The sequence below is a fragment of the Thalassospira sp. B30-1 genome (genome assembly GCF_015767575.1).
GTDB lineage: Bacteria > Pseudomonadota > Alphaproteobacteria > Rhodospirillales > Thalassospiraceae > Thalassospira > Thalassospira xiamenensis.
The window spans coordinates 324,872-351,520 of the sequence record NZ_CP065232.1 but is presented as its reverse complement, the minus strand read 5'-3'; the positions used below and the strand labels follow the sequence as shown (position 1 = coordinate 351,520).

Below are 26,649 nucleotides of genomic sequence, written 5' to 3'. Positions count from 1 at the left end.
TCCATTTCTTGACCCGCCCGGCATTGCACGGGATATGTAATAAAATCAAATATTTTTGGCACAACCGCGGTCTGTCGATCAGATCATCCGCGCCGGTTTCGGAATATGCCCCAATATGCTTGATATTCTGGCGATCACCAGCCCCATCTTCCTGATTATCGCACTGGGTTATGTCGCGGTCAGGCAAAATATCATCGCGCAGGATGTGGCGCGCGGCATGGGGGCGTTCGTGATGAATTTTGCCCTACCGGCCCTTCTGGTCAAAACGCTTTCAGGGCGGCCGATTGCCGACATCATTCACGGCGAATTTCTGATTGCCTATGGCGGCGGCTCGTTAATCATTCTGACAATCGGGATTGCCTATACGCGCTTTATCGCCCGGAAATCCTTTGCCAATGCGACCCTGCAGGGCTTGGGCATGTCATTCTCCAATAGCGGATTTATCGGCTATCCGATCGCACTTCAGGTGCTGGGGCCACCGGCAGCGATAGCATTAACACTGTGCGTGATGATCGAAACGCTGGTGATGATGCCGCTGGTTCTTGTGCTGGGCGACAGTGCGAACAATAACGGACAGGGACGGCTTCAGGTTTTTGGCAAGGCACTAAAAAACCTGTGCAAAACACCTATCATCATCGCGATTTTTGCAGGCCTTTGTCTTTCGCTGACCGGGATTGAATTACCCGCCCCGGCACTGAAAGCCATCGACATGCTGGCAATGTCATCGGGACCGGTGGCGCTGTTTGTGATTGGAGCGGGTCTTGTCGGGCTTAAAATCCGGGGTATGCGCGTTGATATGGCGCGGATCGTTACTGGCAAACTGATCCTGCATCCGCTGATCGTATTTTCCCTTGTCTGGCTGATGCCGCCGATGGAGCCGGTCCTGCAAATTGCCGCGGTCAGTTTTGCCTGTTCGCCGATGCTGAGCATCTATGCGGTCTTTGGACAACGTTATGGCCATGAAGGACTCTGTGCCGCATCGCTTATGATCGCGACGTCTCTATCCTTCATCACCATATCAACCGCCCTTTGGCTGCTTGACACCACGCAGGTTTTTGGACCTATGCCTTGACATCCCCGGCATGGGCAAGGATTTCTTCAGCCTCGCGGATTTCCTGCTGCTGGGCCCACATTTCGGCATAAAGCCCGTCCTGTGCCAGAAGGTCCTGATGGCGGCCGCGTTCGGCGACCTGCCCGTCGCGCAGCACGATGATTTCATCGGCATCAATCACGGTCGAAAGCCGGTGCGCGATCACAAGCGTCGTATGCCCGCGTGACACATCGCGAAGCGCCTGCTGGATATCCTTTTCGGTACGGGTATCAAGGGCCGATGTTGCCTCGTCAAAGATCATGACTTTCGGGCGTTTGAGCAACATGCGCGCAATCGACACACGCTGTTTTTCGCCGCCGGAAAGTTTAAGCCCGCGTTCGCCGACCATGGTTTTAAAGCCCTGTGGCAGGGCGGCGATGAAGCCATCGATGCTGGCGAGTTTGGCGGCATTGGTGATTTCCGCCTCTTCCGCGCCGGGGCGACCATAAGCGATGTTATAGGCAATCGTATCGTTAAACAGGACCGTATCCTGCGGCACGATACCGATAGAACGGCGCAGGGATGTCTGCGACACATCGCGGATATCCTGCCCGTCAATCGTGATCCGACCGCTCGAGACGTCATAGAAACGGAACATCAGGCGGGTCAGGGTCGATTTGCCCGCCCCGCTTGGCCCGACAACAGCAACGGTTTTGCCCGCCGGAACTTCGAAACTGACACCCTTCAGAATCTGACGATCCGGGTTATAGGCGAATTTGACATCCTCGAACCGGATTGCCGCATCCGCACAAACCAACGCAGGTGCCCCGTCCTTGTCTTCGACTTCCTTTTCGACGTCGAGTAACGAAAACATGCGTTCCATGTCGGTCAGCGACTGTTTGATCTGCCGATAGACAAAACCAAGGAAGTTCAGCGGCATGTAAAGCTGCAACAAATAGGTATTCACCAGCACAAAGTCGCCAATGGTCATGTTGCCATCCTGAACGCCCTTGGCCGCCAGAAGCATGTTCAGAACCAGACCAACCGCAATGATGGCACCCTGCCCGATATTGAGCTTGGACAGGGATTCCTGTGACTTCACCGCCGCCGTTTCGTAACCGCGCAAGGCATTGTCGTAACGCCGGGATTCGTGATCCTCGTTATTGAAATACTTGACCGTTTCATAATTGATCAGACTGTCGATGGCCTTGGTGTTGGCTTCGTCATCGCGCTGGTTCATTTCGCGGCGGAACTTCATGCGCCATTCGGTCACGATCAGGGTGAACGCGATATAGATCACGATGGTGACAAACGTGATCAGCGCGAACCAGAAATCATAAAGCACCCACAGAATGCCCGACACCATGAAGATTTCAAGCAGGGTCGGCAGAATGTTGAACAGCATGAAGGACAAAAGGAATTCAATCCCCTTGACCCCGCGTTCAATCGCGCGCGAAAGCCCGCCCATCTGACGATCCAGATGAAAGCGCAGCGACAGGGCATGCAAATGTTCAAAAACGCCAAGGGCGGATGTCCGGATGGCACGTTGCGCGACCTTGGCAAAGACGGCATCGCGCAATTCCCCGAAGGCCGAGGATAAAACCCGCACCAGCCCATAGGCGACAATCATCCCCACCGGCACAACAATCAGGGATGTCGCATCGGCACCACCGGACGAAGCACCGGCCTTGCCACCGCCGTCAAGCGCATCGACGGCGTATTTATACAAAACCGGGACATAAACGTTGGCGACCTTCGCCCCGACCAGAAACAGCAGGGCGATAACCACACGGACCTTGAGCTCGAACTCGCCACGCGGCCAAAGATACGGCAGAAAAGTTTTAACAACACCAAATTCAGCGCGGGCTGTTGGCTGGCTATCACCCATATTTTTCAAGTTTTTATCCCCTGGTGGGTACCATGTGGACGTGTCCGACACAGCCCCGACTTTCCGATTGACGTCCAGCTTTCCCAAAACAACAGATGGCCCGTAATCAATGATTTGGCAAGCAAGTCGGACAAGAAAGCATGTCTTGCCGTCTACGGAATAGTTCGCAAAACATTGATTTATCGTTCCTAGATGATTGCAGTTACGCGGTCAGAGGGATATTTTGTCAAATTGTCGATAAAATTGCGATAAGCCCGCCCCGGGAATTCCGGCCTGCGGGACATCTTCAAGGAACGGAACCAGGACCATGACGGCACTTGCCAGCATCGAAACCCAGGACATCGCAGCACTGATGCACGACATGGGCATCAATGCCCGTGAAGCTTCGCTGAAACTGGCGCAGGTCCCGTCCGAACCAAAAACCAACGCCCTTAAAGCAGCCGCACGCAAATTGCGCGAAAATGCCGATATCATACTGGCCGCCAATGCACGCGACATGGAAGCAGGCCGTGCAAAGGGCCTGACGCCGGCATTGCTTGATCGTCTTGCGCTTGACCCTGCACGCATCGAAAGCATGGCGTCCGGGGTCGAAGCAGTTGCCGACCTTCCCGATCCGGTTGGTCGCGAACTTGCCCGCTGGAGCCCCGAACGCAACGGGCTCGATATCGCGCGCGTGTCTGTGCCGCTTGGCGTGATCGGCATCATTTATGAAAGCCGCCCGAATGTGACGGCCGATGCCGGTGCCATGTGCATCAAATCGGGCAATGCCGCCATCCTGCGCGGTGGTTCGGAAAGCTTCCATTCATCCCACGCGATTTTTGACTGCATGCTTGCCGGTATTCTCGATGCCGGTTTGCCCGAACATGCGCTTCAGATGATCCCGGTGACGGATCGCGCCGCCGTTGGCGAGATGCTGAAACTGTCCGATTACATCGACGTCATCGTCCCGCGCGGCGGCAAGTCGCTGATATCGCGCATTACCGATGAAAGCCGGATTCCCCTGTTCAAGCATCTGGAAGGGCTTTGCCATACCTATGTCCATACCAGTGCGGATGTGACCAAAGTCGTCGATATCGTGGTGAATGCCAAGATGCGCCGGACCGGCATTTGCGGTGCGACCGAAACCATCCTGATTGATCAGGTGGTTGCCGATGATCTGTTGCCGAAAATTGCCGCGGCCCTTGCCGACAAGGGATGTGAAATGCGTGGCGATGCCAGCGCGCAAAAGGCAGACACCCGCATCCTGCCTGCCACGGACGATGATTGGATCACCGAATATCTTGATGCCATTGTGTCGATCAAGGTCATCAATGGCGTCGAAGAAGCGGTCAACCATATCAACACATATGGATCGCATCACACCGACGCCATTTTGGCCGAGGATACCGATGCGACCGCGACGTTCCTCAATGGTGTTGATTCCGGCATCGTGATCGTCAATGCATCGACACAGTTTGCTGATGGTGGCGAATTTGGCATGGGGGCCGAGATTGGCATTTCGACGGGCAAGCTGCATGCACGCGGCCCGGTCGGAGTCGAACAGCTGACCAGCTATAAATACATTGTGCGCGGCACCGGCCAGACCCGCCCATGAGTTTTTCGACGCCCAGAAGTCATAGCGCCCCGCCCCGCGTCGGATTGCTGGGCGGGTCGTTTAACCCGGCCCATGAAGGACATCTGCATATATCGCTGGAAGCCTTGAAAACCCTGCAACTTGATGCAGTCTGGTGGCTGGTGTCGCCGCAAAACCCGCTCAAGCCCGCCCAGGGTATGGCCGACCTTGCCGACCGGTTCGATTCGGCGCTGATGATGGCAAAGCATCCCCGCATTGTTGTTTCTGCAATTGAATCAGAACTGGGAACCCGTTATACGGCCGACACTCTCGCAGCTTTGCAGCGTCGTTTTACCCGAACGCGGTTCGTATGGCTGATGGGGGCGGACAATCTGGCCCAGTTTCATAAATGGAAATGGTGGGACAGGTTGATTTTGCGCGCTCCCATTGCGGTTCTTGACCGCGAGGGGTATTCTAACAAGGCATTGTCCGGGACGGCAGCCAAGCGTATGGAACGCTGGCGCATCCCATCGGACAGGGCGGGTTTGCTGGCCGATCTCGATGTTCCGGCCTGGGTTTACCTGCCAATAAAGCGCCATCCGGCTTCTTCGACCGCAATCCGCGCCGAAGGCAGATGGCAGGTTTGACCGGCGGGAGTTCCCCGGATCCAAAACGGATCGGGCTCTCTTGCGTAAATTGAGGTGGCGACCATAGGTACCGCAAAAAAGACTCTGACCCCGGGCGAGCTTCTTGCCCTTATCCAGAGCACGCTCGAAGACGACAAGGCCGAAGACCTTGTCACCATTAATCTGATCGATAAAACCTCCCTTGCCGATCATATGATCATTGCAACCGGGTCATCCTCCAGACGGGTGGCGTCGATGGCAGAGCATATTGTCGAAAAGCTGAAAGAAGCAGGTCAGGGCCGTGCCCAGGCCGAAGGCAAGGAACAGGGCGACTGGGTTCTGGTTGATGCCGGCGATGTCATCGTCCATCTGTTCCGCCCGGAAGTTCGCGCTTTCTACAACATAGAACAGATGTGGGGCGTTGAAAATCCGGCGCTTAAACAGCAGGCGGCGCGACTGTATTAATACAGTCCGCCCCGGTTTGCCCTGACCACCGCGGGGATTGGCCATCGGTGGTCCCCATGCGGGCGGAGCCAGATCGGAAAGATGCAAATTACCCTTGCGACAGTGGGCCGGATGAAGAACGGCCCCGAGAAAGATCTTTTTGACCATTACGCAGCCCGCCTGCGCTGGCCCTTTGCCGTGCGGGAAGTCGAAGAGAAGAAAAAGCTGCCCCCCAATCAGCTCAAAGACCGCGAGGCGGAGCTTTTACTGGGCGTCATCCCCGAAAATGCCTTTTTGATCGCACTTGACGAGCATGGCCGCGAATATGGCTCCATCGATTTTGCCGCAAAGCTTGAAGGCTGGATCGATCAATATGCCGGAAATATCGCCTTTGCCATTGGCGGGGCCGACGGGCATGGGGACGCCATCAAAACACGCGCCAATACGCTTTGGTCACTTGGCAAGGCGACATGGCCCCATATGCTGGTGCGCGCCCTGATTGCCGAACAGCTTTTCCGCGCCCACGCCATCCAGACCAATCACCCCTATCACCGGGAATAATCCCCAAAGTCACCAAAAGCATTGGTTCCCCCACTCTTGGATAAGTTGTTTCAAAATTTGTCCATGGGTATTTCTCTATCTGTTTGAGTAGGGGAATTAACAATGCAAAACAGATACTTAAAGATTGCCGCCGTTATAGGTTTGGCAATGCTGACCGGCGCGTGCGCAGCTTCGCGTAGCGTTGTCGAAATTCAGGAACCGGCCAAAATTGAGAACCCGGCGACTGGGCCGGCCGTTAAAATCGTTTCGGTCGAAGACAAACGCCAATTCGAGATTGATCCATCAACACCGGATATCCCGTCGCTGTCGAATGACGAGATTGATGATGTCACCTTTACATCGCGTGCCTATGCCCGCAAACGCAACACCTATGGAATGGCACTGGGGGATGTTTTGCTGCCCGAAGGCAAAACTGTTGCCGATGCCGTCAACAAGGCAATCTCCAACGGCTTCAAACTGGCCGGATACCGTGTTCTTGAACCGGGGGACGCCGAATATGACAGCGCCGACGCCGTCGATGCCGACCTGATTAAGTTCTGGTCATGGTTCGAACCCGGTTTCTGGCAGGTCACGGTGCATAACAAGTCCGAAGTGACGTTGAAGGGCAACGAACTGAACAAGGGCGAACCGGTTACAGTCACCGACAGCTATCAGGAAAAGATGCAGATGGTCCTCGACAGCGACTGGCAAAGCAGTGCTGTTAATGCCCTACGCGAACTTTCATCAAAGATTGCCGAAAAACTGGAAACGCTTAAGTAACCGGCTTTAACGCAAATCATACTGCATGCGCACGACACCGGACTTGTAGTGCTCCGATGCCACCAGTTTCGGTGTCGTGCCCACAGCATCCCGGCCAAACAGCCGGATGCCATCTCCCAGAATTTCGGGGATGATGAACATTTCAAGCTGATCGACAAGGCCGCCAAACAGGAATTGGGTCACAACACTGGCCCCACCGACGATCCAGATATCACCGGTATCGGACCTGTCATCGCGAAGCTGGCTTGCCAGTTCCACAAGACTACCGCCATAGGCCTCTGTATTGGCCGGGCGGTTATCGGGCAAATCGCGCGATGTCAGCACAATCGTGCGGCGATCTTCATAGGGCCAGTCGCCAAATTCCATCACCTGATCAAAGGTTTTTCGCCCGATGATCAGTGTTCCCACGGTGCCCAGAAAGCCCTCGAAATTGAACTCGGCCGGATCGAATTGATCAAGCCAGTCAACCGCGCCATTGGCGCGCGCGATATAGCCATCCAGACTGACCGCGATATAGATGCGGAACAGTTTCTTTTTCATGCTTTGCCCAACCTGTTCGAGGTCTTTGCCCCGTTTTTGATTTCTCAATGATATCAGATTGCAGGCGCAAGGTGGCAAGAATCGGGCCGGATGAAAAACACCCCCGAAACGGCGGCTTCGAGGGTGTTTGGTCGGTATTTCAAACTGTCAGCTCAACATTCGACCACGTTGACATTGACCGCCAGCCCGCCCTGGCTGGTTTCCTTGTATTTGCTTTGCATATCAATGCCGGTCTGGCGCATGGTTTCGATCACCTTGTCGAGTGACACGGTATGCTGACCATCACCGCGCATTGCCAGACGGGCAGCATTGATCGCCTTGACCGCCCCCATGGTGTTGCGTTCGATGCAGGGTACCTGCACCAGACCGCCAATCGGATCACAGGTCAGGCCAAGGTTGTGTTCCATGCCAATTTCGGCGGCGTTTTCAACCTGTTCGGGCGTACCGCCCATGACGGCACAAAGCGCGCCTGCCGCCATTGAGCAGGCCACACCGACCTCACCCTGACAACCGACTTCGGCGGCCGAGATCGACGCACGCTTTTTATAGATCGAACCAATGGCCGCCGCCGTTAACAGGAATTCGCGTATTTTGCCCTGTGTCACATTGGCCCCGAACCGTTCATAATAGCGCAGCACGGCGGGAATAACACCCGCCGCCCCGTTGGTCGGGGCGGTCACGACGCGCGAACCAGCAGCATTTTCTTCGTTAACCGCAAGGGCATAAAGATTGACCCAGTCGATCACGGTCAACGGGTCCTTAAGCCCCGCTTCTGGCCGTTCCGTCAGCTCAAGGTAAAGTTTGCGCGCACGCCGTTTGACATTCAACCCGCCGGGCAGGATGCCATCGGTTTTGCAGCCACGCTCAATACAATCCATCATCGCGCGATGCACGCGGTCGACAAATTCCTCTGTCTCGGCAGGTTCACGCCAGCTTTTTTCGTTTTCGGCCATGACTTCGGCAATCGACAGCTTTTCCTTTTTACAGATCGCCATCAGTTCATCGGCCGAGGAAAAGGGATAAGGCAGCGTGATATTATCGCCGGAATATTCCGCCCCGCGATCATCGCCCGAGACGATAAACCCACCCCCAACCGAAAAATATTCCTGTTTGTGCAGAACAACACCGTCACGGTCAAAGGCGGTGATCCGCATGCCGTTGGGATGTTCGGGCAGGCTTTCGGTCATGTGAAACACAAGATTGGTTTCGCGGTTAAAGGCAACCGGATACGCGCCGTAAAGCTGTAATGCGTGATCTTTATCAATCGCATCCATCGTCGGTGCGATCCGGTCGGGATCAACCGAACGCGGTCGTTCCCCCGAAAGCCCCATGATCACCGCGGTATCGGTGGCATGGCCCTTGCCAGTCAGGGCAAGCGATCCGTAAAGATCGACAATTACCGAGCCGATTTTTTCCAAAAGATTCCGGGCTTCGAGTTCCAGACAGAACCGATAGCCCGCGCGCATCGGGCCGACCGTATGCGAACTCGATGGGCCGATGCCGATGGTATAAAGATCGACAACGGAAAGATTAACGTCTTGCGGACGCTGCTTATTTTCTTCGGTCAAATGGGCCTCCCACGGCTCTTTGTCATGCGGATCAATGCCACATGACGTTATAGAACCGGTGTCTTGCCCCCTCTGTCCCTTGACCTGAGATTGTGCGCCCTGTTGCCAAAAACAAAGAAGTCTTTGACGCCATGGCTTCATCCTTCGGTGGAAATATGGTGCCGGGCATTGGCCCCGTACCGCTTTCTCTCTCCAGAGCCTCAATCCGCAACGGTCCATCTGCCTGAGAGTTTTCGGGGCTATTGCTCCTTCGGCGCCGATCTGATCGCGGGATCAAAGCGGGCTCTCCCATCGCGGTTATTCGAGGTATCACCGTAACGCCCGAGATTACAGGCAGGTGATGATCCTTGTCAAAAAGCGACTTTGCAAGCGCACAAAAAATACCCGGTCGGAAGGCTGTTCAATACCGGCATTCATGATAGATTGCGCGTTGAAAATGCTATGATTGGCAGCGTCTGATGGCGGACCCACCGCGCCCGGCGTCTTTGTACGGATGGCAAAATTACCGGAAAATAACCATCTTTACCGGTAATTCAGCCTTTTACCTTATTTCGTGTACTTTACTTCGTGGGATTATGATTGTGACTGTATCAAATACCGTAAAGCGCCCGCGTCCGGTGGTGCTGTGCATTCTGGATGGCTGGGGTTATCGCGAGGAAAGCAAGGACAATGCGGTTGCATTGGCCAACACCCCTGTTTGGGACGCGCTTTATGCCAACAATCCGACCGGCTTTCTGAAAGCCTGCGGTCTTGATGTCGGCCTGCCCGAAGGGCAGATGGGCAATTCCGAAGTCGGCCATATGAATCTTGGTGCCGGCCGGGTTGTGATGCAGGAACTGCCAAAAATTGACGAGGCTGTCAAAACCGGTTCGATCGCCGATACCGATACCGTCAAAAAGGTTATCGCCAAGCTGAAAGAAAGCGGGGGTGTCTGTCATATCGCGGGGCTTCTGTCCGAAGGCGGGGTGCATTCCCATCAGGCCCATATGGCGGCCCTTGCCAAAATCATCGCATCGGCCGGTGTGCCGGTAAAAATCCATGCCTATCTGGATGGCCGCGATACCGCCCCCAAAAGTGCCGCCAAATTCCTTGAAAAATTCCGCGCACAGATTGGTGATGCCAATGTTGAAATCGTGACCGTCACCGGGCGCTATTACGCGATGGACCGCGACAATCGCTGGGAACGCGTCAGCCAGGCCTATTTCACGATGGTAAAGGGCAAGAATTACGCCGATGGCCGCACCGCTGAAAGTGCCGAAGGCGCAATCAGGGCAGCCTATGATGCCGACACCACGGATGAATTCGTTCTGCCGACCGTGATTGGCGATTATGCCGGCATGAAAGACGGCGACGGACTTTTGATGACCAATTTCCGGGCCGACCGCGCGCGTGAAATTCTGGCCGCGATCTGCGCACCGGACTTTGACGGGTTTGACCGTGGCACCCCGATCAGATTTGCCGTGCAGGCCGGTATGGTTGAATATTCATCCGACCATGCAAAATATATGGATGCGATCTATCCGCCGCAGGTGTTGCCAAATATCTTTGGTGAAGTCGTTTCCAGGGCTGGCATGAAGCAGTTGCGCATCGCGGAAACCGAAAAATATCCGCATGTGTCCTTCTTCTTTAACGGCGGCGAAGAACAGGTTTTCGAGGGCGAAGACCGTATTCTGGTGCCATCGCCCAAGGTCGCGACCTATGATTTGCAGCCGGAAATGTCGGCCCCGGAAGTGACTGAAAAGCTGGTGGCAGCGATCAGGGCTGAAACCTATGACGCGATCATTCTGAACTTTGCCAACCCCGACATGGTCGGCCATAGCGGCATTTTGTCCGCCGCGATGAAGGCCGCCGAAGCGGTCGATACCTGCCTTGGGCAGGTTGTTGATGCGGTTAAATCGGTGGGCGGCGTGATGTTCGTTACCGCCGATCACGGGAACTGTGAGATGATGGTGGATCCGGAAACCGGCGAGCCGCACACCGCGCATACGCTTAATCTGGTGCCGACCATTCTGGTGAATGGACCCGAAGGCGCGACACTGGAAAATGGTCGCCTGGCCGACGTGGCACCGACTTTGTTGCAGCTTCTCGGGCTACCGCAACCGGCGGAAATGACCGGCAAACCGTTGATCAAGGGTTTGAAAGGGAATGATGCGCTTCTTGCGAACTGATCTGCGTTCCAAGACCGCCCTGCCTGCGCTGGCTGTGATTGCAGCCATGATCGCGGGCGGGGCAACGCCGTCTTTTGCCCAGTCGCTACGCAAGGTCGACAGTCAGCTTGATAAACTTGAAAGCCAGTTGTCAGAGCAGCAAAAGCAGGAAGAATTCCTGGCGCGCAAATCGCGCGAACTCTGGACCGAGGAACAGGCGCTTCAATCCGAAGCCATTTCGGTCGCCAGACGCGCCCAGCGCCTTGAAACAACCCTGACCGATCTTGAAGATCAGCTTGCCGAACTTGAAGTGCGCGAAAAGCGGGCCGCCACCAGCCTTGAAGACAAAGCCGGGCAATATGCCCGCATCCTTATGGCCTTGCAGCGTTTGTCGACCACCCCGCCCGAAGCTGTGATCGCCCTTCCGACCAGCCCGCAGGATACATTGCGGTCAGCCATCCTGTTAAAGGCCGCCCTACCCGGTGTTGAACAGCATGCGCGCGATTTGCGCGCCGAGCTTGAAGAAATTGGCACCCTTCGCGAAGACATCCGAACGCGCCGCAGCGAAATGGCAGCCGCCACCAAAGAATTACAGGCAGAGCGCCAGTCACTGGCCGCCCTGCTTAACGAAAAGCGCAAACTGCGTTCGGAAACCGAGGCCGAGGCCAAAATGGCATCGCGCGCCGTCAATGAACTGGCGACCGAGGCAAAATCATTGGGCGATCTTCTGGAAAGCCTGAAAAAGCGGGCGGAAGGCGTTCCCGAACCCCGCATGAAACCGGAACGCCAGATCGCCAAGCGCACAGAACCCAAACCGGCCCCGGCCCCATCGACAATTGCCAGAAACGAGCCGCCCGCCACCCCTGCGGAAAAAACAGCCCCTGCCAGCAAGGCACCATCGGCAAATGATGAAGAGCTTTCTGTCGGCAGTTCGATCACGCTGGCACACGGACAATTGCGTATGCCCGCAAGCGGAAAGGTCGTTACATTGTTTGGTGAACGGTCCCGCGGACCGGACGGACTGGCGGTTACACATTCCAAAGGGATCGAGATCGACACACGCCCAAACGCGCAGGTCGTATCGCCCTTTGACGGCAAAGTTGTATTCGCCGGGCCCTTCCGTGGCTATGGCCGCCTCTTGATTATCGAACACGGCGAAGGATACCATAGCCTTATCGCTGGTTTTGATCGGCTCGACAGTGTGGTAGGACAATATCTGTTGGCGGGTGAACCTGTTGGAATAATGGGTGAATTATCGCCTAAACTCTATCTGGAGATGCGCCATGACGGTGAAGCGATCAATCCGCTTCCCTGGCTGGCCTCGAAAAACGGCAAGGTAAGTGGATGAAAACCTCTCGATTGGCAGTATTCGCACTCGCTACCGGCATGACTTTGGGCCTTGCTTCGCCCGCGCTGGCGCAATCTTCACCAACAACATCAGCCGAAACCTATCGGCTGCTGAACCTGTTTGGCGATGTGTTTGAACAGGTGAAATCGAAATATGTCGAAGAAGTAGATGACAAGCAGCTGATCGAAGCAGCCATCAACGGCATGCTGACATCGCTTGATCCGCATTCCTCCTATCTGAATATGGATAATTTCGAGGAAATGCAGGTCGATACCCGCGGCGAGTTCGGCGGGCTTGGTATCGAAGTCACGATGGAAGAAGGCTTTGTCAAAGTCATTTCCCCGATTTATGACACGCCCGCCGAAAAGGCCGGTTTGCAACCTGGTGACTTCATCACCCATATCGATGGCAAACCGATCCGTGGTCTTGGCCTGAACGAAGCGGTTGAAATGATGCGCGGCAAGGTCAATACGGACATTATCCTGACCATCATGCGCAAGGGTGAAACCGCACCGTTTGATGTCACCCTGACCCGGGCCGTGATCAAGATCCAGTCGGTTAGATCCGAAGCAAAGGATGATGTCGGATATATCCGTATCACCAAATTCAACGAGCAGACCTTTAGCGGCCTGCAACGTGCGCTCACCGAGTTGCGCGATCAGATCGGCCCGGAAATCAAGGGCCTTGTGATTGACATGCGCAACAATCCTGGTGGTTTGCTCGATCAGGCGATTTCGGTTTCGGACGCATTCCTTGATAAGGGTGAAATCGTATCAACCCGCCCGCGCGATACCGAAAATACCGAACGTTACAATGCCCGTCCGGGCGATCTTGCCGACGGACTTCCCATGATCGTTCTGATCAATGACGGTTCGGCATCCGCATCCGAAATCGTTGCCGGTGCCCTTCAGGATCACCGCCGCGCGGTCATCATGGGAACACGCAGTTTCGGCAAGGGATCGGTTCAGACAATCCTTCCGATGCCCGGCAATGTGGCACTGCGTCTGACCACGGCACGCTATTACACGCCGTCGGGCAAATCGATCCAGGAAGTCGGCATCGTGCCTGACATCATCGTCCCGCAGGCCCGTGTCGAAAGCATCGAAGCCGCCCAGCGCCGATCCGAAGCCGATCTGAATGGTGCATTGCGCAACGAGGATGAAACCATCAGCAACGCCGAAAGCGATGCCAATGATCGCCGCAATGCTGCCGAGGAAATAGCGCTGGAAGATTATCAGCTGTCCCGTGCACTTGATATGATCCGGGGCATCGCCCTGTTCGCACCCCGCCCGCAAGGGTGAGGTGCGATCCGCAGACCGAAAGAGACTGACCTTTCGTGATCAGGAAACTCATAAAATCCTTACGGTTTGGCCGAAAGAAGGAACGGGATCCTCTTGATGACATGGGCAATCCTGAAACAGATGATGTTTCAGACGCTCTGTCGGACGAGGATCTTCCCTTTAACGAGCTGCCAATCGAGGTTCAATGGGAACGTCTGCCCAAGCATCCGCCATCACGGCGCTGGTGGCTGTCAAAACTCCTGATCATTGCGCTGTTTTTAAGCCCGATTGCCGCGGCGGGTGTCGGACTTATCCCGATCCTTGATCCTGAAACCGGCTGGCGGCTGTTTCATCTAGGATCACCCAAAACCATCGTCGCCGTTCCCGGGACCGAACGCGAGCTTCAGGAAGAAATCGCCAAAGGTGTGCGCGACGTCGAAGAACGCACGCGCGCCGAGCAGGAAGCACTGGCCAAAGCCGCTAGTGATCCCAACAATCCGCAAAGTGCCGAAGACATCGCCAGACAGCTTGAAGGCGTTTCAGATCTGGTTGGCACCCCCGGTCAGGAGGGCGCAGTGGATGGCACGACAACACCAACCCCGGAAGAACTCGCCGCCCTTGCCGAAGAAGGCGCACTTGATCAGCCGATAGAACCCGATCCCCTGCGCCCGGCTCCGCTTCCTGGTCTGGATGAAGAAGGCAGTTTCGGTCGTATTCCGCGGATTGCCGATGATGGCACGACGCCGTTTGATGCCTATAAACGGCCCTTCGAACGGGTTGAAGGCCAGCCCTATGTCGCGATCATCGTGACCGGTATAGGCCTGAACAGCACCAGAACGAAGGCGGCAATCGAAGATTTGCCACTGAACATTTCGCTGGCGCTTTCGCCCTATGCCAACAATCTGCAACAGGTCGCCTCCGATGCGCGCGCCATGGGCCACGAGATATTCTTGCAGTTGCCGATGGAGCCGATCGACTTCCCGCTATCTGATCCCGGTCCGCGCGCGCTTTTGACCAGCCTGCCGGAAGGGGAAAACCTTGTGCGACTTGAATGGTTGCTCGCACGGTTCCCGGGCTACGCGGGTGTCGTCAGTTATCTTGGGTCGAAGTTCGGAAGCCTCGATAGCGCCATCCGTCCGGTGATCGAATTCGTCGACCGGACCGGTCTTATGTATGTTGAAGGTACCAATTCCGGGTCCGTGAGCCTTGGCGCGCAATTGGCATCGAATGCCGATAGTCCGAATGCCGTTGGCAACATCATGATCGACGAAATTCCAAGTCGCCGACAAATCGACGCCCGGCTTAACGATCTGGTCGAGCTGGCAAAAAGCAACGGCGTTGCCGTCGGAATTGCGCAATCCTATCCGGTGACCATACAGCGCCTTCGGAACTGGTCGTCACGACTTGCCCGCCAGGGCGTTCAGCTTGCACCGGTTTCGGCGCTTGCAAAATTGCAGGTCACACCGCAGTCTGCGGACGAGGCGGAAGCCGCCCGGCGTGACGCCGCACTGGCCGAGGAACGCGCCCAAAAGGATGCCGCCCCGTCCGATACTGGTGACGGCGAAAGTGAAACAATCGAAAATTGATGACACCGCCACCGTATGCGGTTTGTCAGGGGGGTATTGATGGCGAAGAAATCGGGCGGCAAATCAAAGAAGGCAGCCAAAGCCGACGATGATCAGAAGGCCGGGGATCAGAAGGCCGGGGATCAGAAGGCCGGGGATCAGAAGATAAAAACCGGCAGCACGGACAAATCAACGCTGACCGCAGAAGACCTGCCTTATCGCCCCTGTGTCGGGATCGCGCTTTTCAACGATGAGGGACAGGTCTGGATCGGCAACCGGATCGGGTTTGAAGGCGCATGGCAATTGCCACAGGGCGGGATAGATGATGGCGAAACCGCCGAACAGGCAGCGCTTCGCGAATTGTCCGAAGAAATCGGCACCGACAAGGCGGAAATCGTTGCCGAAACACCCGACTGGCTGACCTATGATTTACCCGATCACCTGATTGGCAAGGCATTTGGTGGCAAGTATCGCGGCCAGAAACAGAAATGGTTTGCCATGCACTTTACGGGCAAGGAAAAACATATCAAAATTGATGTTCCCCATCCTGAATTTGATGCATGGCGCTGGACCGATTTCGGAACTTTGCCCGATCTGATTGTCCCGTTCAAAAGACCGGTTTATTTGCAACTTGTCGAAATCTTTCGTGATGTACCTCAAAGAATTCGAAATTTGGGGACGGCATAAGACGCCACGTTATTTCTTGATCAATACGCTCAAATCGATAGATTGCAGAAAATCAAGATACATCAGAAGTTTAGAGGAGTTCTAAGATGGGTGCGGATCGCTTGATCTTCGGTGTCCTGACGATTGTGGTGGGGATTTTCGGCCTGTTCTATGCTTCGGGATCACATGATGGATATTCCTATTTTGTGGGCCTGGCATTGTTCTTTGGTGCGGTGCTGTTCATGTTCGCACTGATCAAGGGACATTATGACCAGCTGGAAAAAGACGGGCATAAATAAGGTCTGCCGCCGAGATATCGGTAGATATCGCCTTTGAGGTTTTCTTTCGGGACCGGGCACGTTATGGATCAGAGTATGAGCAATACACACTGGGATCCTGTTCGTTACGGTCTTTTTGGCGATGAACGTCGTCGCCCGGCAAAAGACCTGATTGCCCGTCTGCCCAAACCGGCGGATGGCTTTTTGCCACGTCACATTGTCGATCTTGGCTGCGGGCCCGGATCCATCACCGCGTTGCTTGATCAGGCGTATCGCACACCGGAAAATCCCGATGTCCAGATTGTCGGGATCGATTCTTCGGCAGAAATGTTGGAAACAGCCGCCAAGCGCGACGAGAATATCGAATGGCAACAGGCCGATATCGCGCAATGGGAACCGGATAGCCCGGTTGATATCCTGTTTTCCAATGCCGCCCTGCAATGGATTCCCGAACATGCCAAACTGTTCCCCCGCCTGACACGGTTTTTGCGTCCCGGCGGACTGTTGGCCATTCAGGTGCCGAACAATTTCCTGGCACCCAGTCATCAGTTGATTGGCGAAGCCGGAATTGAATGGCGCGATGCGGTTGCCGGGGCGACCCAGCAAATACGGATCATGCGACCGGGCGACTATTTTGATGTCCTGTCCGCCGATTGCGATGCCATTGACCTTTGGCAGACCCAGTATTGCCATGTCCTGCATGGGGAAGACCCCGTTTTCGACTGGACATCATCGACCGCCTTGCGCCCGGTTCTTGCCGCCCTGCCCGATGATGATGCGCGCGCCGCATTTTGTGAAAAATACAAAACCCGCTTGAAACAGGTCTATCCGCCGCGTGATGATGGCGTCACACTGTTTCCATTCAACCGGTTATTCATGATCGCCCGCAAACGCGACGCATAAATTCGACGCTAAAGTCTCTATTGGCGGGCATTACAAACGGAGCACCCCATGCCCGCCTTTCGTGACCATTTTATTCCCTGTTGCGGCTATGAAGTTCATGTCAGGACGTGGGGCGATCCCCAAAAACCGGCCCTTGTCATGAGCCACGGTCTGGCGCGACTGGCCGATGATTTTGATCATGTCGCGCCGCATTTCACTGATACGTATTTTGTCCTGTGCCCGTCCATGATCGGCCGCGGGCTTTCGGGATGGGCCAAGAATCCCGACCGGGAATATACCCTGCCCTTCTATGTCGCACAGACCTTCGAAATGCTTGAACATTTCAGGATTTCAAGCTGCAAGTGGATCGGAACGTCAATGGGCGGGTTGATCGGGCTTGCCATGACCGCCGAAGCCGCCGGATGGATCGAAAAGCTGGTTTTAAATGACATCGGACCGGAACTTGACACTGCGGCAGTCGCACGGATCAAATCCTATGTCGGGGCCACCCCCGAATTTGAAACGATCCATGATGTCGAAGAAATCGTCAAACTGATCTATGCGCCGTTTGGCATCACCGACGAAGCCACCTGGTCATTTATTTCCGCGCGCTCGGTGCGACGTCTGCCGAACGGAAATTTCATGATGCATTATGATCCCGAAGTCATGCGCGTCTTTGCCGAACATATTGATTCTTTTGATGCATGGGATCAATTCAACGCTATTTCTTGTCCGGTGATGCTGATCAGCGGTGCGAAATCTGATCTGATTCCCCCCGCCATTGTCGAAAAAATGCGGGAACAAAAACCGGAAATGCCGATTTTAACTGTAGCAAATTGCGGACATGCACCCCATTTGAATGACGAGGAACAGATAAAAGCCATCAAGGCGTTCCTTGCCGACTGACAAACCGGGGCCGGAAACATCCAGAATTTGTTTGCACAAGGGGATGTGCACCAGTTGCGATCAGGTTGTCGGAACACGAGATATGCATGTATCAAGTCCAATTGCGTGGTCTGTTGCGATTCTTGCCGTTGCCGCGACAACGGGCGGTTTTTCGTACGCGGCCCGTGCCCAGTCGATCCAGCCCGCCACGCCAGATGAAACCGGTGTGACAATTGGCATGCCCCAGACTGACAGTTCGCCAAATTCACTGGTCCCCGGAATACTGCCCCCCGCGCTGCCTGGCGGGATGAGCAATTATTTCGCCCCTCGTCGAAATCACGGCATTGTCCTGAACAATCCATCCACCGATGGGGAAAGTGACCCATCGCTTCTGTGGTTTGAAATCGACAGCCAGCCAACGACAAACAACGGCATTGCGGCCCAGTTCGGAATTGGCTACGCCCCACGCCCGGATCTGGGCTTTGCCTTTGGCCCGGTTTTCGAACTGAATGGCCCGATCGGGCAAAGCATTGGCACCGACCAACGCAATGATTTTGATGTCACCCCCACGCACCACCCCGGTGGCTTTTACCGCCATAACTTTTCGGGCAATCCCGGCAACCCTTCGGGCACGGATGATGCGGGCATTGCCGCCAGCCTGTCCTATATGCCGTTTCAGGATATCTGGATCGGGTTACATGGTCGATTGACCAGTGATCTTGCCCCTGATCCGAATACCGGTGCGCTTGATCGCTTTGACGCGATGCTGGGTCTGACAGCCGGATATCGCCTGGAATTCTAGGATCAGGCCCCCTTAATTTGGCCGTGATCTTTTACGAAATGCTCAATTCCCCTTTTGCCTGCCCGAACGAGGCTGTATGACTCCTAGAAGGATCATCAGGAAAAGACGAAACGCCGCATGACAAGAATGCCAGCACCGATAGACGGGCCGAATGCCGATGCCTTTTCCGCCTGCAACGACCTTGCCGCGGCAAAAAATGCCAATCTTTACCGTGCGGCCATGCGCCTTGGCCCGGAGCGGCAGCGTTTCTTTCTGGCGGCCTATGCATCGATGCGGGTGATCGACGATATTGTCGATGACGGGTTCCTTGAACTGACCGATCATGAACGCGACTATGCCCGCGAAGACACCCTGATTGCAATTGATCACTGGCAGCAGCAAATCCAGGCTGCCAAGATCGATGCCGATAACCCCCATCCCGAAAGCGGCCCGCTCAGCCAGCAGGTATTTGATGCCCTGCGTCTGACTTTGGGCCGAAGCGACCTGGAAGTTGATCCGTGGGTTGATCTGGCCGATGCATTGCGCCGCGATGTTGCCGAAGACCCGATGGATGAATGGGACGATTTCATCGCCTATTGCGAGGGGGCAACCGCCGCCCCGGCATCAATTTTTGTTTATCTGCTATCGGCACGATTCGATAACGAAATCGGATATACATCCCCCCTGACCAACCCACCGCTTTATCATGCGCGCGACATGGCGATTTTCTGTTACGTGGTGCATATCCTGCGCGACCTTCCAGACGATATCAAAGGCCCGGACAGGCTGGTGACGATACCAGCCGAAATCCTGATTGCCGCCGATATCACGCTTGGCGAAATCCGCAACGCCATCGGGCAGAAGAAATATGACGAACTGGACCGCCTGGGCACCATTCTGCTGGAACGCGCGTGGGAACATTTTGAAACCGGGCAGGCCCGGTCGGCTGAACTTCTGGCGATCCTTGATGCGGAAGAAACCGACACCCTGTCACGCCTGTTTGCCGTCTATATCGAACTGGCCAGTGCGATGATGGATAACGGATATGCGGCATTCCTGAAGGACCGCGACACAATCATCGCGCAAACCGCCAACAACAGCCTTCCCGGATAGCAAAGACCCCGCCGATTGGCGGGGCCCTGGCGATCACATCGCGTGCGGCAAAATCCATATTCCGCTGAACGAATCAACCGATGACCAAAGCCAGATCGAAGAAGACCAGATCCGTCGCGGCGTTCTGAAAGTCGATGCGGCGGAGTAAGATGGTCTTACCCAAGGTATTAAAAAATATACCTTTCTTGCCGTGCTGAGCTTTTTCCGGGAACTTTTTCCGGGTTTTTGGAAAAAGTTCTTGATTTGTTCTTTATGTTGTGGCATAAAGATAAAGTCAACAGGACAAATGGGTCCGGAGACAAAACCCGCAAAGCGTGATTCGCTTTTGCGGGTTTTTTGCGTTTCGGGCGGCAAAAACAGGAATGAGACGATGACAGGGCAGCCATCTGACGGGATGAAATGGCGGGTGCGGTATCGCCAAAAGGACGTTCATGGCGCATGGAAAAGCCATTACGGCGGTGGTGCGATCAGGCCGTAAGGCCGTCGGATATTTGCGAAAAACTGTGGTTTATCATGACGGGAGAGTTGTGCCCTTGGGGCAAGGGCGTTTGAACGGGGCAGCGAGAGCCGGGGCCAATTTGGTTCGGTCCAGTTCAGTCCGGGGCTAGTCCGGTCGGTGAAGCGTGACAATGCCGAGAATCAGCGGGCCCGAATTGCGCCCGGATTGGATCGGCACGGGGTCGGCTGGCCGGGTTGCCGGGATTGGCTGGCGGGGATTGGCTGGTGGGGATCGGCTGGCAGGATCGGTTGCCAGCGGGCCGATGGATCCGTTTGGAGATGCCGAAAGGTCGGTCATCATGGGCGGGACGTGTGCCTGCCATGCAGCAACGCTGTTGCCCTTGGGGTGAGGTGCGTTTTGGGGCAACCGAGGGCGGCGGGTGTTTGTTCGGGACAGCAGGGTCCGGGGTGTGGTCCGTCCGGTCGGTGGCGTTTGGCGATGCCGGGGGCAGCGGGGGTGGTTGGCTTGGTTTGAGCTGGAGTGGCTTGGCGGTTGATCAAAATCGTCATGCCGGGCTAAGCGGAGTGCAGACCCGGAATCCATGGCCCATTGAAAGAGACGGGATTCCCGCCGTCGTGGTTTATTTCGGATGATTGGGAATGCTTTGTCAGCAGCAAGACCCCGCCGATTGGCGGGGTCTTGCATTTAACAATCAGCAGTTTGCGGATCAGCCACGCAGGGCTGCAACGCCCGGCAATTCCTTGCCTTCAAGCCATTCAAGGAAGGCACCGCCCGCAGTTGAGACATAGGAGAAATCCTGATCGGCATCGGCGTGACGCAGGGCCGCAACCGTATCGCCACCACCCGCGACCGACAGAAGTTTACCGGCCTTGGTCAGTTTTGCCGCCTGCCGGGCGACGGAAACGGTTGCCGTATCGAACGGTGCGATTTCAAACGCACCCAGCGGACCGTTCCAGACCAGCGTTTCACAGGACTCGAGACGTTTGTTCAGATCGACAATGGTTTTCGGCCCGGCATCAAGGATCATGCCATCGGCATCGACATCGTTGATGTCAGATACGGTGTGATCGGCATGCGCTTTGAATTCCTTGGCGACCAGACCATCGACCGGCAGAACGATTTCGCAATTGGCGGCTTCGGCCTTGGCAAAAATTTCGCGCGCCGTTGCCAGAAGGTCATGTTCGCACAGCGATTTACCAACATTGACACCCTTGGCCGCAAGGAAGGTATTGGCCATGCCGCCGCCGATCACCAGCTGATCGACCTTGGCAACCAGATTGCCAAGCAAATCGAGCTTGGTTGAAATCTTGGCACCGCCGACGATAGCCATCACCGGATGTTTCGGCGCTTCAAGCGCATTGCCAAGGGCTTCAAGTTCGGCCTGCATCAGACGACCGGCATAGGCCGGAAGTTTGTGGGCCAGCCCCTCGGTCGAGGCATGGGCACGGTGCGCGCACGAAAACGCATCATTGACGTAAATGTCGCCAAGCTTTGCCAGTTCGGCGACAAAGGCCGGATCGTTCTTTTCCTCTGCGGCGTGGTAACGAAGGTTTTCCAGAACCGCGATTTCACCGTCCTTAAGGCTGTTCACGACGTCTGCTGCGGCCGCACCAATGCAATCATCGGCGAATTTCACCGGACGACCAAGCTGCTTGGCAAGCGCATCGGCAACCGGTTTAAGCGACATTTCGGCAATGCGTTCGCCCTTGGGACGGCCAAAATGGGTGATCACGACAAGTTTCGCACCGGCATCCGCCAGTTCGATCAACCCCGGAACCGTCCGTTCGATGCGGGTGGTATCACCCACAACGCCGTCTTTCATTGGAACGTTAAGATCAGCGCGCAGCAAAACGCGCTTGCCAGCGACATTGACACCGTCAAGCGTATTGAAGTCAGCCATTATCTGAACCTGCTTTTGAGTTTCACAGAAGACGGGAGGGGGCGTCCCGACATGGGTTGAACGAAGAACCCGTTTGCGCCCTTTTGCCCGACGAACAGGCATTGTGCAACCGGGGAAACCATTCAGAACGATACCGACCCATCAGGGTGACCGCGGGTCGGCACCAGAAATTCAATCAATGCTGTCCCAGAAGGGATCCGTGCAAAAAGCCCGAGAAACTGGTCGCGACCGGCCCGGTCATCAGAACATGATCGTCGGGCAGCCATTCGATGGTCAGCGGACCACCATCCAGAATGATTTCGGTTTTCCGCCCCGTCAAACCGCGGCGCGCAGCGGCAACACCGACCGCACAGGCACCCGTGCCACAGGCCCGCGTCACCCCCACACCACGTTCCCAGACCCGCATGCGAATCCGGTCTTCGCCAATGATGCTGCAAACCTCAATATTGGCGCGTTCGGGAAACATTTCATGATGTTCAAGGACAGGGCCAAGCTTTTCGATATCAATCGACTCGGCATCGTCAACAAAGAACACCGCATGCGGATTGCCGACATTGACACCGACCGCATCCGACAAACCGCCCAAGGACAGCGGAATATGGTTGGTATCAACCGCCTGACCCAGCGGGATATCGCGCCAGTCCAGCTTGACCTGCCCCATATCGACGGTGACACGACCATCGGCCAGACCATTGGCATCAAGCAATCCGACGACGGTCTGGATAATGACATCCTTGCGGCCAAGTTCGCCCATGACGATGCTCGCCACACAGCGCGTGGCATTGCCACAGGCCTGGACCTCGCCCCCGTCATTGTTGCGAATGCGCATGAAGGCATCGGCAAGATCATCGCGGGCGGGTTCGATCACGATCAGCTGATCACAACCGACTCCGGTTTTGCGGTCGGCGATGCGGGCCGCAGTTGCGTTATCAAGATCAAGCACGGCGGGATCGCGTCGTCCGTCAAAGACAACGAAATCATTTCCCAGACCATGCATTTTGACAAAAGGAATACCGTTCATAACCGCCTTATAACGGTGTCAGCGGATATCGTCCACCAAAGTCAGCGCCGTCAGTGCTGGGCAGCCGGGGCACAATAACGGATTTTGCGCGGCACAAAGCCGGCCCCGCTGAAATAGTCGCGCAGGCGTTCTTCCATTTCACCGACCGAAACATGAACCGCCGCGCAATGATGATCCAGAACCAGCCGGTTCATCGCGTCGCGCATCGCATCAAGCACATAAGGTCGTGAAACAATCTCTACGGCCATGATGTTGTCGACATGCAGGACAAGTCCCTCGGACATGTCGTCACGCACCTGATAGGAAAACAGACCGTGGATATACCCCCGTTCATTGGCGATCACGATGATGCCACGCGGGCGTTGCCACAGGATATCGTCGCATCCGGCCCCGATCATGCTATTGGCGCGATCAGTGCAGAATTCGGCAACAAATTCACGCCAGCGCTCAAACGTAAGACCGGTCTGCATCATCTGCACGAGCGGAAAAGTCATATCCGCCGTGTGATGTGTTAGGGGTCTTGCCTGATAGGTTGTTGACATGATTGCTACTCTTCCCACGATTTTCAGCAATCATGGCGCAAAGATTTCGTGTTGACCTTGACCTGTATCAACACCTTTACAGACCCAAACGCGCATAAACACGCTTAGCAATCAATTGTCCCGCAATGCGGGCGAGCTTTGTCTTGAGATTGAGGGGTTCTGCGGTTTTACGAGCCAATATTGACGTGGATCAATGGCGCGTAAGGCTTCAACCCGCATAATCACCTGACAATCGAAAGCCTCGTCCGTTTTGCATGTGATGCTGCCAAAAGCGCATCACGGCAGCGGTGGGGCTTTTGGTGCAGGTGGCAAGGGAATGACATGTGTCGCACCCGGTCACCGCCGGGACTGATGGAGTTGACCGATCGGATTGGGGACAACTCACCCGAACACCTTGAACGGGAGTCAAGCATGAGCCAGGGGAGCATGGCACAGACAGCATCAACGCCAGTTGCTGTTAATTATAATATGGACGTTGTGCGCTGGGGCGCACTGGCGACCGTATTTTGGGGCGTCGTCGGATTTCTGGCGGGCGATTTCATCGCCTGGCAGCTCGCATTTCCGGCGCTTAATTTCGATAATGAATTTCTGAATTTCGGTCGCCTGCGGCCGTTGCATACTTCGGCGGTGATTTTTGCCTTTGGCGGTAACGCCCTTCTGGCAACGTCGTTCTATGTCGTGCAACGGACCTGCCGCACGCCGCTTTATGGCGGCAAGGCGCTTCCGGCGTTCGTTTTCTGGGGCTATCAGCTGTTCATCGTCATGGCCGCACTCGGCTATGTGATGGGGGTTACCCAGGGTCGCGAATATGCCGAACCGGAATGGTTTGTTGATATCTGGATCACCGTGGTGTGGGTTGCGTATCTGGCGATGTTCGTCGGAACCCTGCTGAAACGTCATGAGCCGCATATCTATGTTGCGAACTGGTTCTATCTGGCCTTCATCGTGACGATCGCAATGCTGCATCTGGGCAACAACCTGGCGATTCCGGTTTCCTTCATGGGGACCAAATCCTACTCGCTGTTCTCGGGTGTGCAGGATGCGCTGACGCAGTGGTGGTATGGCCATAACGCGGTGGGCTTCTTCCTGACGGCTGGCTTCCTTGGGATGATGTACTATTTCATTCCGAAACGGGCCGAACGTCCGGTTTATTCCTATCGCCTGTCGATCATTCACTTCTGGGCGCTGATCTTCCTTTATATCTGGGCTGGTCCGCACCACCTTCACTACACGGCGCTTCCTGACTGGGCGCAGACCCTTGGCATGACCTTCTCGATCATGTTGTGGATGCCGTCCTGGGGCGGGATGATCAACGGCCTGATGACGCTTTCGGGTGCCTGGGACAAACTGCGTACCGACCCGGTCCTGCGCTTCATGGTTGCTGCCGTCGGTTTCTATGGCATGTCGACCTTCGAAGGCCCGGTCATGTCGATCAAGGCCGTCAACGGCCTGTCGCACTATACCGACTGGACCATCGGACATGTTCATTCCGGCGCGCTTGGCTGGGTGGCTTTCGTTTCCTTCGGTGCGATCTATCACCTGATCCCGGTCCTGTGGCATCGTGAACGCCTCTATTCGATGCGTCTGGTTGCCTATCACTTCTGGCTGGGTACCATCGGTATCGTTCTTTACATCACGTCGATGTGGGTTTCGGGGATCATGCAGGGCCTGATGTGGCGTGCCTACGACGATCTTGGCTTCCTGCAGTATTCCTTCATCGAAACCGTTGAGGCAATGCACCCCTACTACATCATTCGTGCAACCGGTGGCCTGCTCTTCCTGCTCGGATCGCTGATCATGGTCTGGAACGTCTACAAGACGATCAAGGGTGATCTGCGTCGCGAAGCACCGATCGGCACACCTGCTACCGTAGCAGCCGAATAAGGGGGATGTGAAAAATGCTTCTGAAAAAACACCACATTGTTGAGAAGAACGTCTTTGTTCTCATCCTCGGGATTTTCCTGACCATCATCATCGGTGGTATCGTCGAAATCGTGCCGTTGTTCACGATGGAACAGACCATCGAGAAGGTCGAAGGGGTCCGTCCCTATTCACCGCTCGAACAGGCGGGTCGCAACATCTATCTCCGCGAAGGGTGCTATAACTGTCATTCCCAGCAGATCCGTCCGTTCCGTGACGAGGTCGAACGTTATGGCCATTACAGCCTTGCCGCGGAATCGATGTATGACCATCCGTTCCAGTGGGGATCGAAACGTACCGGACCGGACCTTGCCCGCGTTGGTGCCAAATATTCCAACGACTGGCATGTTGCCCACCTGAAAGATCCGCGCTCTGTCGTGCCGGAATCGATCATGCCGGGCTATCCGTTCCTGGCGGAACGCGAATTGAAGTTCGATGACGCCCAGGCCCATCTTGAAACGCTTAAAATGGTTGGTGTTCCTTATACCGACGAGCAGATCGAGAATGCCAAGGCCGACCTGTATCTGCAGGCGATGGCGGACGAGGATTACGATGAACTCCTTGCACGTTATCCGAATGCGGCAACCGGTGACTTTGACGGAAACCCCGCGAAACTGACCGAAATGGATGCGCTGGTCGCGTATCTGCAGGTCTTGGGTCGCATGGTCGATTTCACCACCTACAACCCGCAACTGAACCTGCGCTAAGGCGAAGGGGAACGTCATGGAATTCTTTACGCAACTCGCTGACTTTTTCCGACCCTTGTGGGGTCTGTGGCTGATGCTGCTTTTCGGGGCGATCATTGCCTGGGTCATGTGGCCCAGCAAAAAGCGCCGGAAAGACATGGAAGAGCATGCCCGGATTCCGTTTCGGGATGAGGAATAGGGGGAGAA

Annotated in this window: 26 protein-coding genes and 2 riboswitches; of the genes, 20 read left to right on the top strand and 6 right to left on the bottom strand. The window is 55.5% G+C overall.

The window, feature by feature from the left end:
• Positions 1–115 precede the first annotated feature (115 nt).
• Positions 116–1,072, top strand: coding sequence for an AEC family transporter (locus IT971_RS01635; protein WP_063095372.1), 957 nt, complete (start codon positions 116–118; stop codon positions 1,070–1,072).
• Here the strand turns inward: IT971_RS01635 and IT971_RS01630 are convergent.
• Positions 1,062–2,918, bottom strand: a complete 1,857-nt coding sequence (locus IT971_RS01630) for an ABC transporter ATP-binding protein/permease (RefSeq protein ID WP_063095371.1) — start codon at positions 2,916–2,918, stop codon at positions 1,062–1,064. The genes IT971_RS01635 and IT971_RS01630 overlap by 11 nt on opposite strands.
• Before the next feature lie 307 nt (positions 2,919–3,225).
• Between IT971_RS01630 and IT971_RS01625 the strand changes: the two genes are divergently transcribed.
• The 5 genes from IT971_RS01625 (at position 3,226) to IT971_RS01605 (ending at position 6,860) form a co-directional block, all read left to right on the top strand.
• Complete coding sequence (locus IT971_RS01625) at positions 3,226–4,512, top strand: glutamate-5-semialdehyde dehydrogenase (protein ID WP_063095344.1); 1,287 nt, start codon at positions 3,226–3,228, stop codon at positions 4,510–4,512.
• A complete protein-coding gene (locus IT971_RS01620; RefSeq protein WP_007089092.1) occupies positions 4,509–5,117 on the top strand; it encodes a nicotinate-nucleotide adenylyltransferase in 609 nt (202 codons plus the stop codon). The genes IT971_RS01625 and IT971_RS01620 overlap by 4 nt, the downstream gene beginning before the upstream one ends.
• 54 nt (positions 5,118–5,171) lie before the next feature.
• A complete protein-coding gene (gene rsfS, locus IT971_RS01615) occupies positions 5,172–5,561 on the top strand; it encodes a ribosome silencing factor (protein WP_007089093.1) in 390 nt (129 codons plus the stop codon).
• Positions 5,562–5,642: 81 nt separating this feature from the next.
• Positions 5,643–6,101 (top strand): 23S rRNA (pseudouridine(1915)-N(3))-methyltransferase RlmH, encoded by a 459-nt coding sequence (gene rlmH / locus IT971_RS01610; RefSeq protein ID WP_063095346.1) that lies wholly within the window; start codon positions 5,643–5,645, stop codon positions 6,099–6,101.
• 102 nt (positions 6,102–6,203) lie between these two features.
• On the top strand, positions 6,204–6,860 hold the full coding sequence (locus IT971_RS01605; RefSeq protein WP_063095348.1) for a hypothetical protein: 657 nt from the start codon (positions 6,204–6,206) through the stop codon (positions 6,858–6,860).
• 6 nt (positions 6,861–6,866) lie between these two features.
• Here the strand turns inward: IT971_RS01605 and IT971_RS01600 are convergent, their stop codons facing one another.
• Together IT971_RS01600 and IT971_RS01595 are read right to left on the bottom strand one after the other, a co-directional pair.
• On the bottom strand, positions 6,867–7,400 hold the full coding sequence (locus IT971_RS01600) for a dihydrofolate reductase family protein (protein WP_063095351.1): 534 nt from the start codon (positions 7,398–7,400) through the stop codon (positions 6,867–6,869).
• A gap of 152 nt (positions 7,401–7,552) precedes the next feature.
• Positions 7,553–8,968, bottom strand: coding sequence for an L-serine ammonia-lyase (locus IT971_RS01595; RefSeq protein WP_063095353.1), 1,416 nt, complete (start codon positions 8,966–8,968; stop codon positions 7,553–7,555).
• Between the two features lie 70 nt (positions 8,969–9,038).
• A riboswitch (glycine riboswitch) is annotated at positions 9,039–9,166 on the bottom strand.
• 3 nt (positions 9,167–9,169) lie between these two features.
• Positions 9,170–9,269, bottom strand: a riboswitch (glycine riboswitch).
• Positions 9,270–9,543: 274 nt separating this feature from the next.
• On the opposite strand from IT971_RS01595, the gene gpmI reads away from it, so the two are divergent.
• The 11 genes from gpmI (at position 9,544) to IT971_RS01540 (ending at position 20,761) form a co-directional block, all read left to right on the top strand.
• Complete coding sequence (gene gpmI, locus IT971_RS01590; RefSeq protein ID WP_063095355.1) at positions 9,544–11,136, top strand: 2,3-bisphosphoglycerate-independent phosphoglycerate mutase; 1,593 nt, start codon at positions 9,544–9,546, stop codon at positions 11,134–11,136.
• Positions 11,114–12,463 carry a murein hydrolase activator EnvC gene (locus tag IT971_RS01585; protein ID WP_223304975.1) on the top strand — a complete coding sequence of 450 codons (1,350 nt, stop codon included), beginning with the start codon at positions 11,114–11,116 and terminating at the stop codon, positions 12,461–12,463. Before gpmI ends, IT971_RS01585 begins: the two co-directional genes overlap by 23 nt.
• Positions 12,460–13,764, top strand: coding sequence for a S41 family peptidase (locus tag IT971_RS01580; RefSeq protein WP_196871103.1), 1,305 nt, complete (start codon positions 12,460–12,462; stop codon positions 13,762–13,764). The genes IT971_RS01585 and IT971_RS01580 overlap by 4 nt, the downstream gene beginning before the upstream one ends.
• A gap of 101 nt (positions 13,765–13,865) precedes the next feature.
• Positions 13,866–15,329 (top strand): divergent polysaccharide deacetylase family protein, encoded by a 1,464-nt coding sequence (locus IT971_RS01575; protein WP_063095357.1) that lies wholly within the window; start codon positions 13,866–13,868, stop codon positions 15,327–15,329.
• Between the two features lie 39 nt (positions 15,330–15,368).
• Positions 15,369–15,995 carry an RNA pyrophosphohydrolase gene (locus IT971_RS01570; protein ID WP_082822597.1) on the top strand — a complete coding sequence of 209 codons (627 nt, stop codon included), beginning with the start codon at positions 15,369–15,371 and terminating at the stop codon, positions 15,993–15,995.
• A gap of 86 nt (positions 15,996–16,081) precedes the next feature.
• A complete protein-coding gene (locus tag IT971_RS01565; RefSeq protein WP_007089103.1) occupies positions 16,082–16,273 on the top strand; it encodes a hypothetical protein in 192 nt (63 codons plus the stop codon).
• Between the two features lie 75 nt (positions 16,274–16,348).
• Positions 16,349–17,155, top strand: coding sequence for a methyltransferase domain-containing protein (locus IT971_RS01560; protein ID WP_007089104.1), 807 nt, complete (start codon positions 16,349–16,351; stop codon positions 17,153–17,155).
• Positions 17,156–17,203: 48 nt separating this feature from the next.
• The gene (locus IT971_RS01555; RefSeq protein WP_063095359.1) at positions 17,204–18,040 is read left to right on the top strand and encodes an alpha/beta fold hydrolase; all 837 of its coding nucleotides are present in this window, start codon (positions 17,204–17,206) and stop codon (positions 18,038–18,040) included.
• A gap of 82 nt (positions 18,041–18,122) precedes the next feature.
• Positions 18,123–18,821 carry a hypothetical protein gene (locus IT971_RS01550; RefSeq protein ID WP_139189998.1) on the top strand — a complete coding sequence of 233 codons (699 nt, stop codon included), beginning with the start codon at positions 18,123–18,125 and terminating at the stop codon, positions 18,819–18,821.
• A gap of 117 nt (positions 18,822–18,938) precedes the next feature.
• Positions 18,939–19,913 carry a squalene/phytoene synthase family protein gene (locus tag IT971_RS01545; protein WP_007089107.1) on the top strand — a complete coding sequence of 325 codons (975 nt, stop codon included), beginning with the start codon at positions 18,939–18,941 and terminating at the stop codon, positions 19,911–19,913.
• A gap of 629 nt (positions 19,914–20,542) precedes the next feature.
• A complete protein-coding gene (locus IT971_RS01540; protein WP_063093696.1) occupies positions 20,543–20,761 on the top strand; it encodes a hypothetical protein in 219 nt (72 codons plus the stop codon).
• Positions 20,762–21,079: 318 nt separating this feature from the next.
• Here the strand turns inward: IT971_RS01540 and pgk are convergent, their stop codons facing one another.
• From pgk to IT971_RS01525, 3 genes are all read right to left on the bottom strand, one after another.
• Positions 21,080–22,273 (bottom strand): phosphoglycerate kinase, encoded by a 1,194-nt coding sequence (gene pgk / locus IT971_RS01535; RefSeq protein ID WP_063093693.1) that lies wholly within the window; start codon positions 22,271–22,273, stop codon positions 21,080–21,082.
• A 175-nt stretch (positions 22,274–22,448) separates the two neighbouring features.
• Positions 22,449–23,294, bottom strand: coding sequence for a diaminopimelate epimerase (dapF, locus tag IT971_RS01530; RefSeq protein ID WP_063093691.1), 846 nt, complete (start codon positions 23,292–23,294; stop codon positions 22,449–22,451).
• Between the two features lie 50 nt (positions 23,295–23,344).
• Positions 23,345–23,788, bottom strand: coding sequence for a hypothetical protein (locus IT971_RS01525; protein ID WP_051682292.1), 444 nt, complete (start codon positions 23,786–23,788; stop codon positions 23,345–23,347).
• A 474-nt stretch (positions 23,789–24,262) separates the two neighbouring features.
• Here IT971_RS01525 and ccoN point away from each other — a divergent pair, with 474 nt between their 5' ends.
• The 3 genes from ccoN to IT971_RS01510 are packed head-to-tail and all read left to right on the top strand — an operon-like array spanning position 24,263 to position 26,641.
• On the top strand, positions 24,263–25,720 hold the full coding sequence (ccoN, locus tag IT971_RS01520) for a cytochrome-c oxidase, cbb3-type subunit I (protein WP_037990692.1): 1,458 nt from the start codon (positions 24,263–24,265) through the stop codon (positions 25,718–25,720).
• A gap of 14 nt (positions 25,721–25,734) precedes the next feature.
• A complete protein-coding gene (gene ccoO / locus IT971_RS01515) occupies positions 25,735–26,463 on the top strand; it encodes a cytochrome-c oxidase, cbb3-type subunit II (RefSeq protein WP_007089113.1) in 729 nt (242 codons plus the stop codon).
• A gap of 16 nt (positions 26,464–26,479) precedes the next feature.
• The gene (locus IT971_RS01510) at positions 26,480–26,641 is read left to right on the top strand and encodes a cbb3-type cytochrome c oxidase subunit 3 (protein WP_007089114.1); all 162 of its coding nucleotides are present in this window, start codon (positions 26,480–26,482) and stop codon (positions 26,639–26,641) included.
• Positions 26,642–26,649 lie beyond the last annotated feature (8 nt).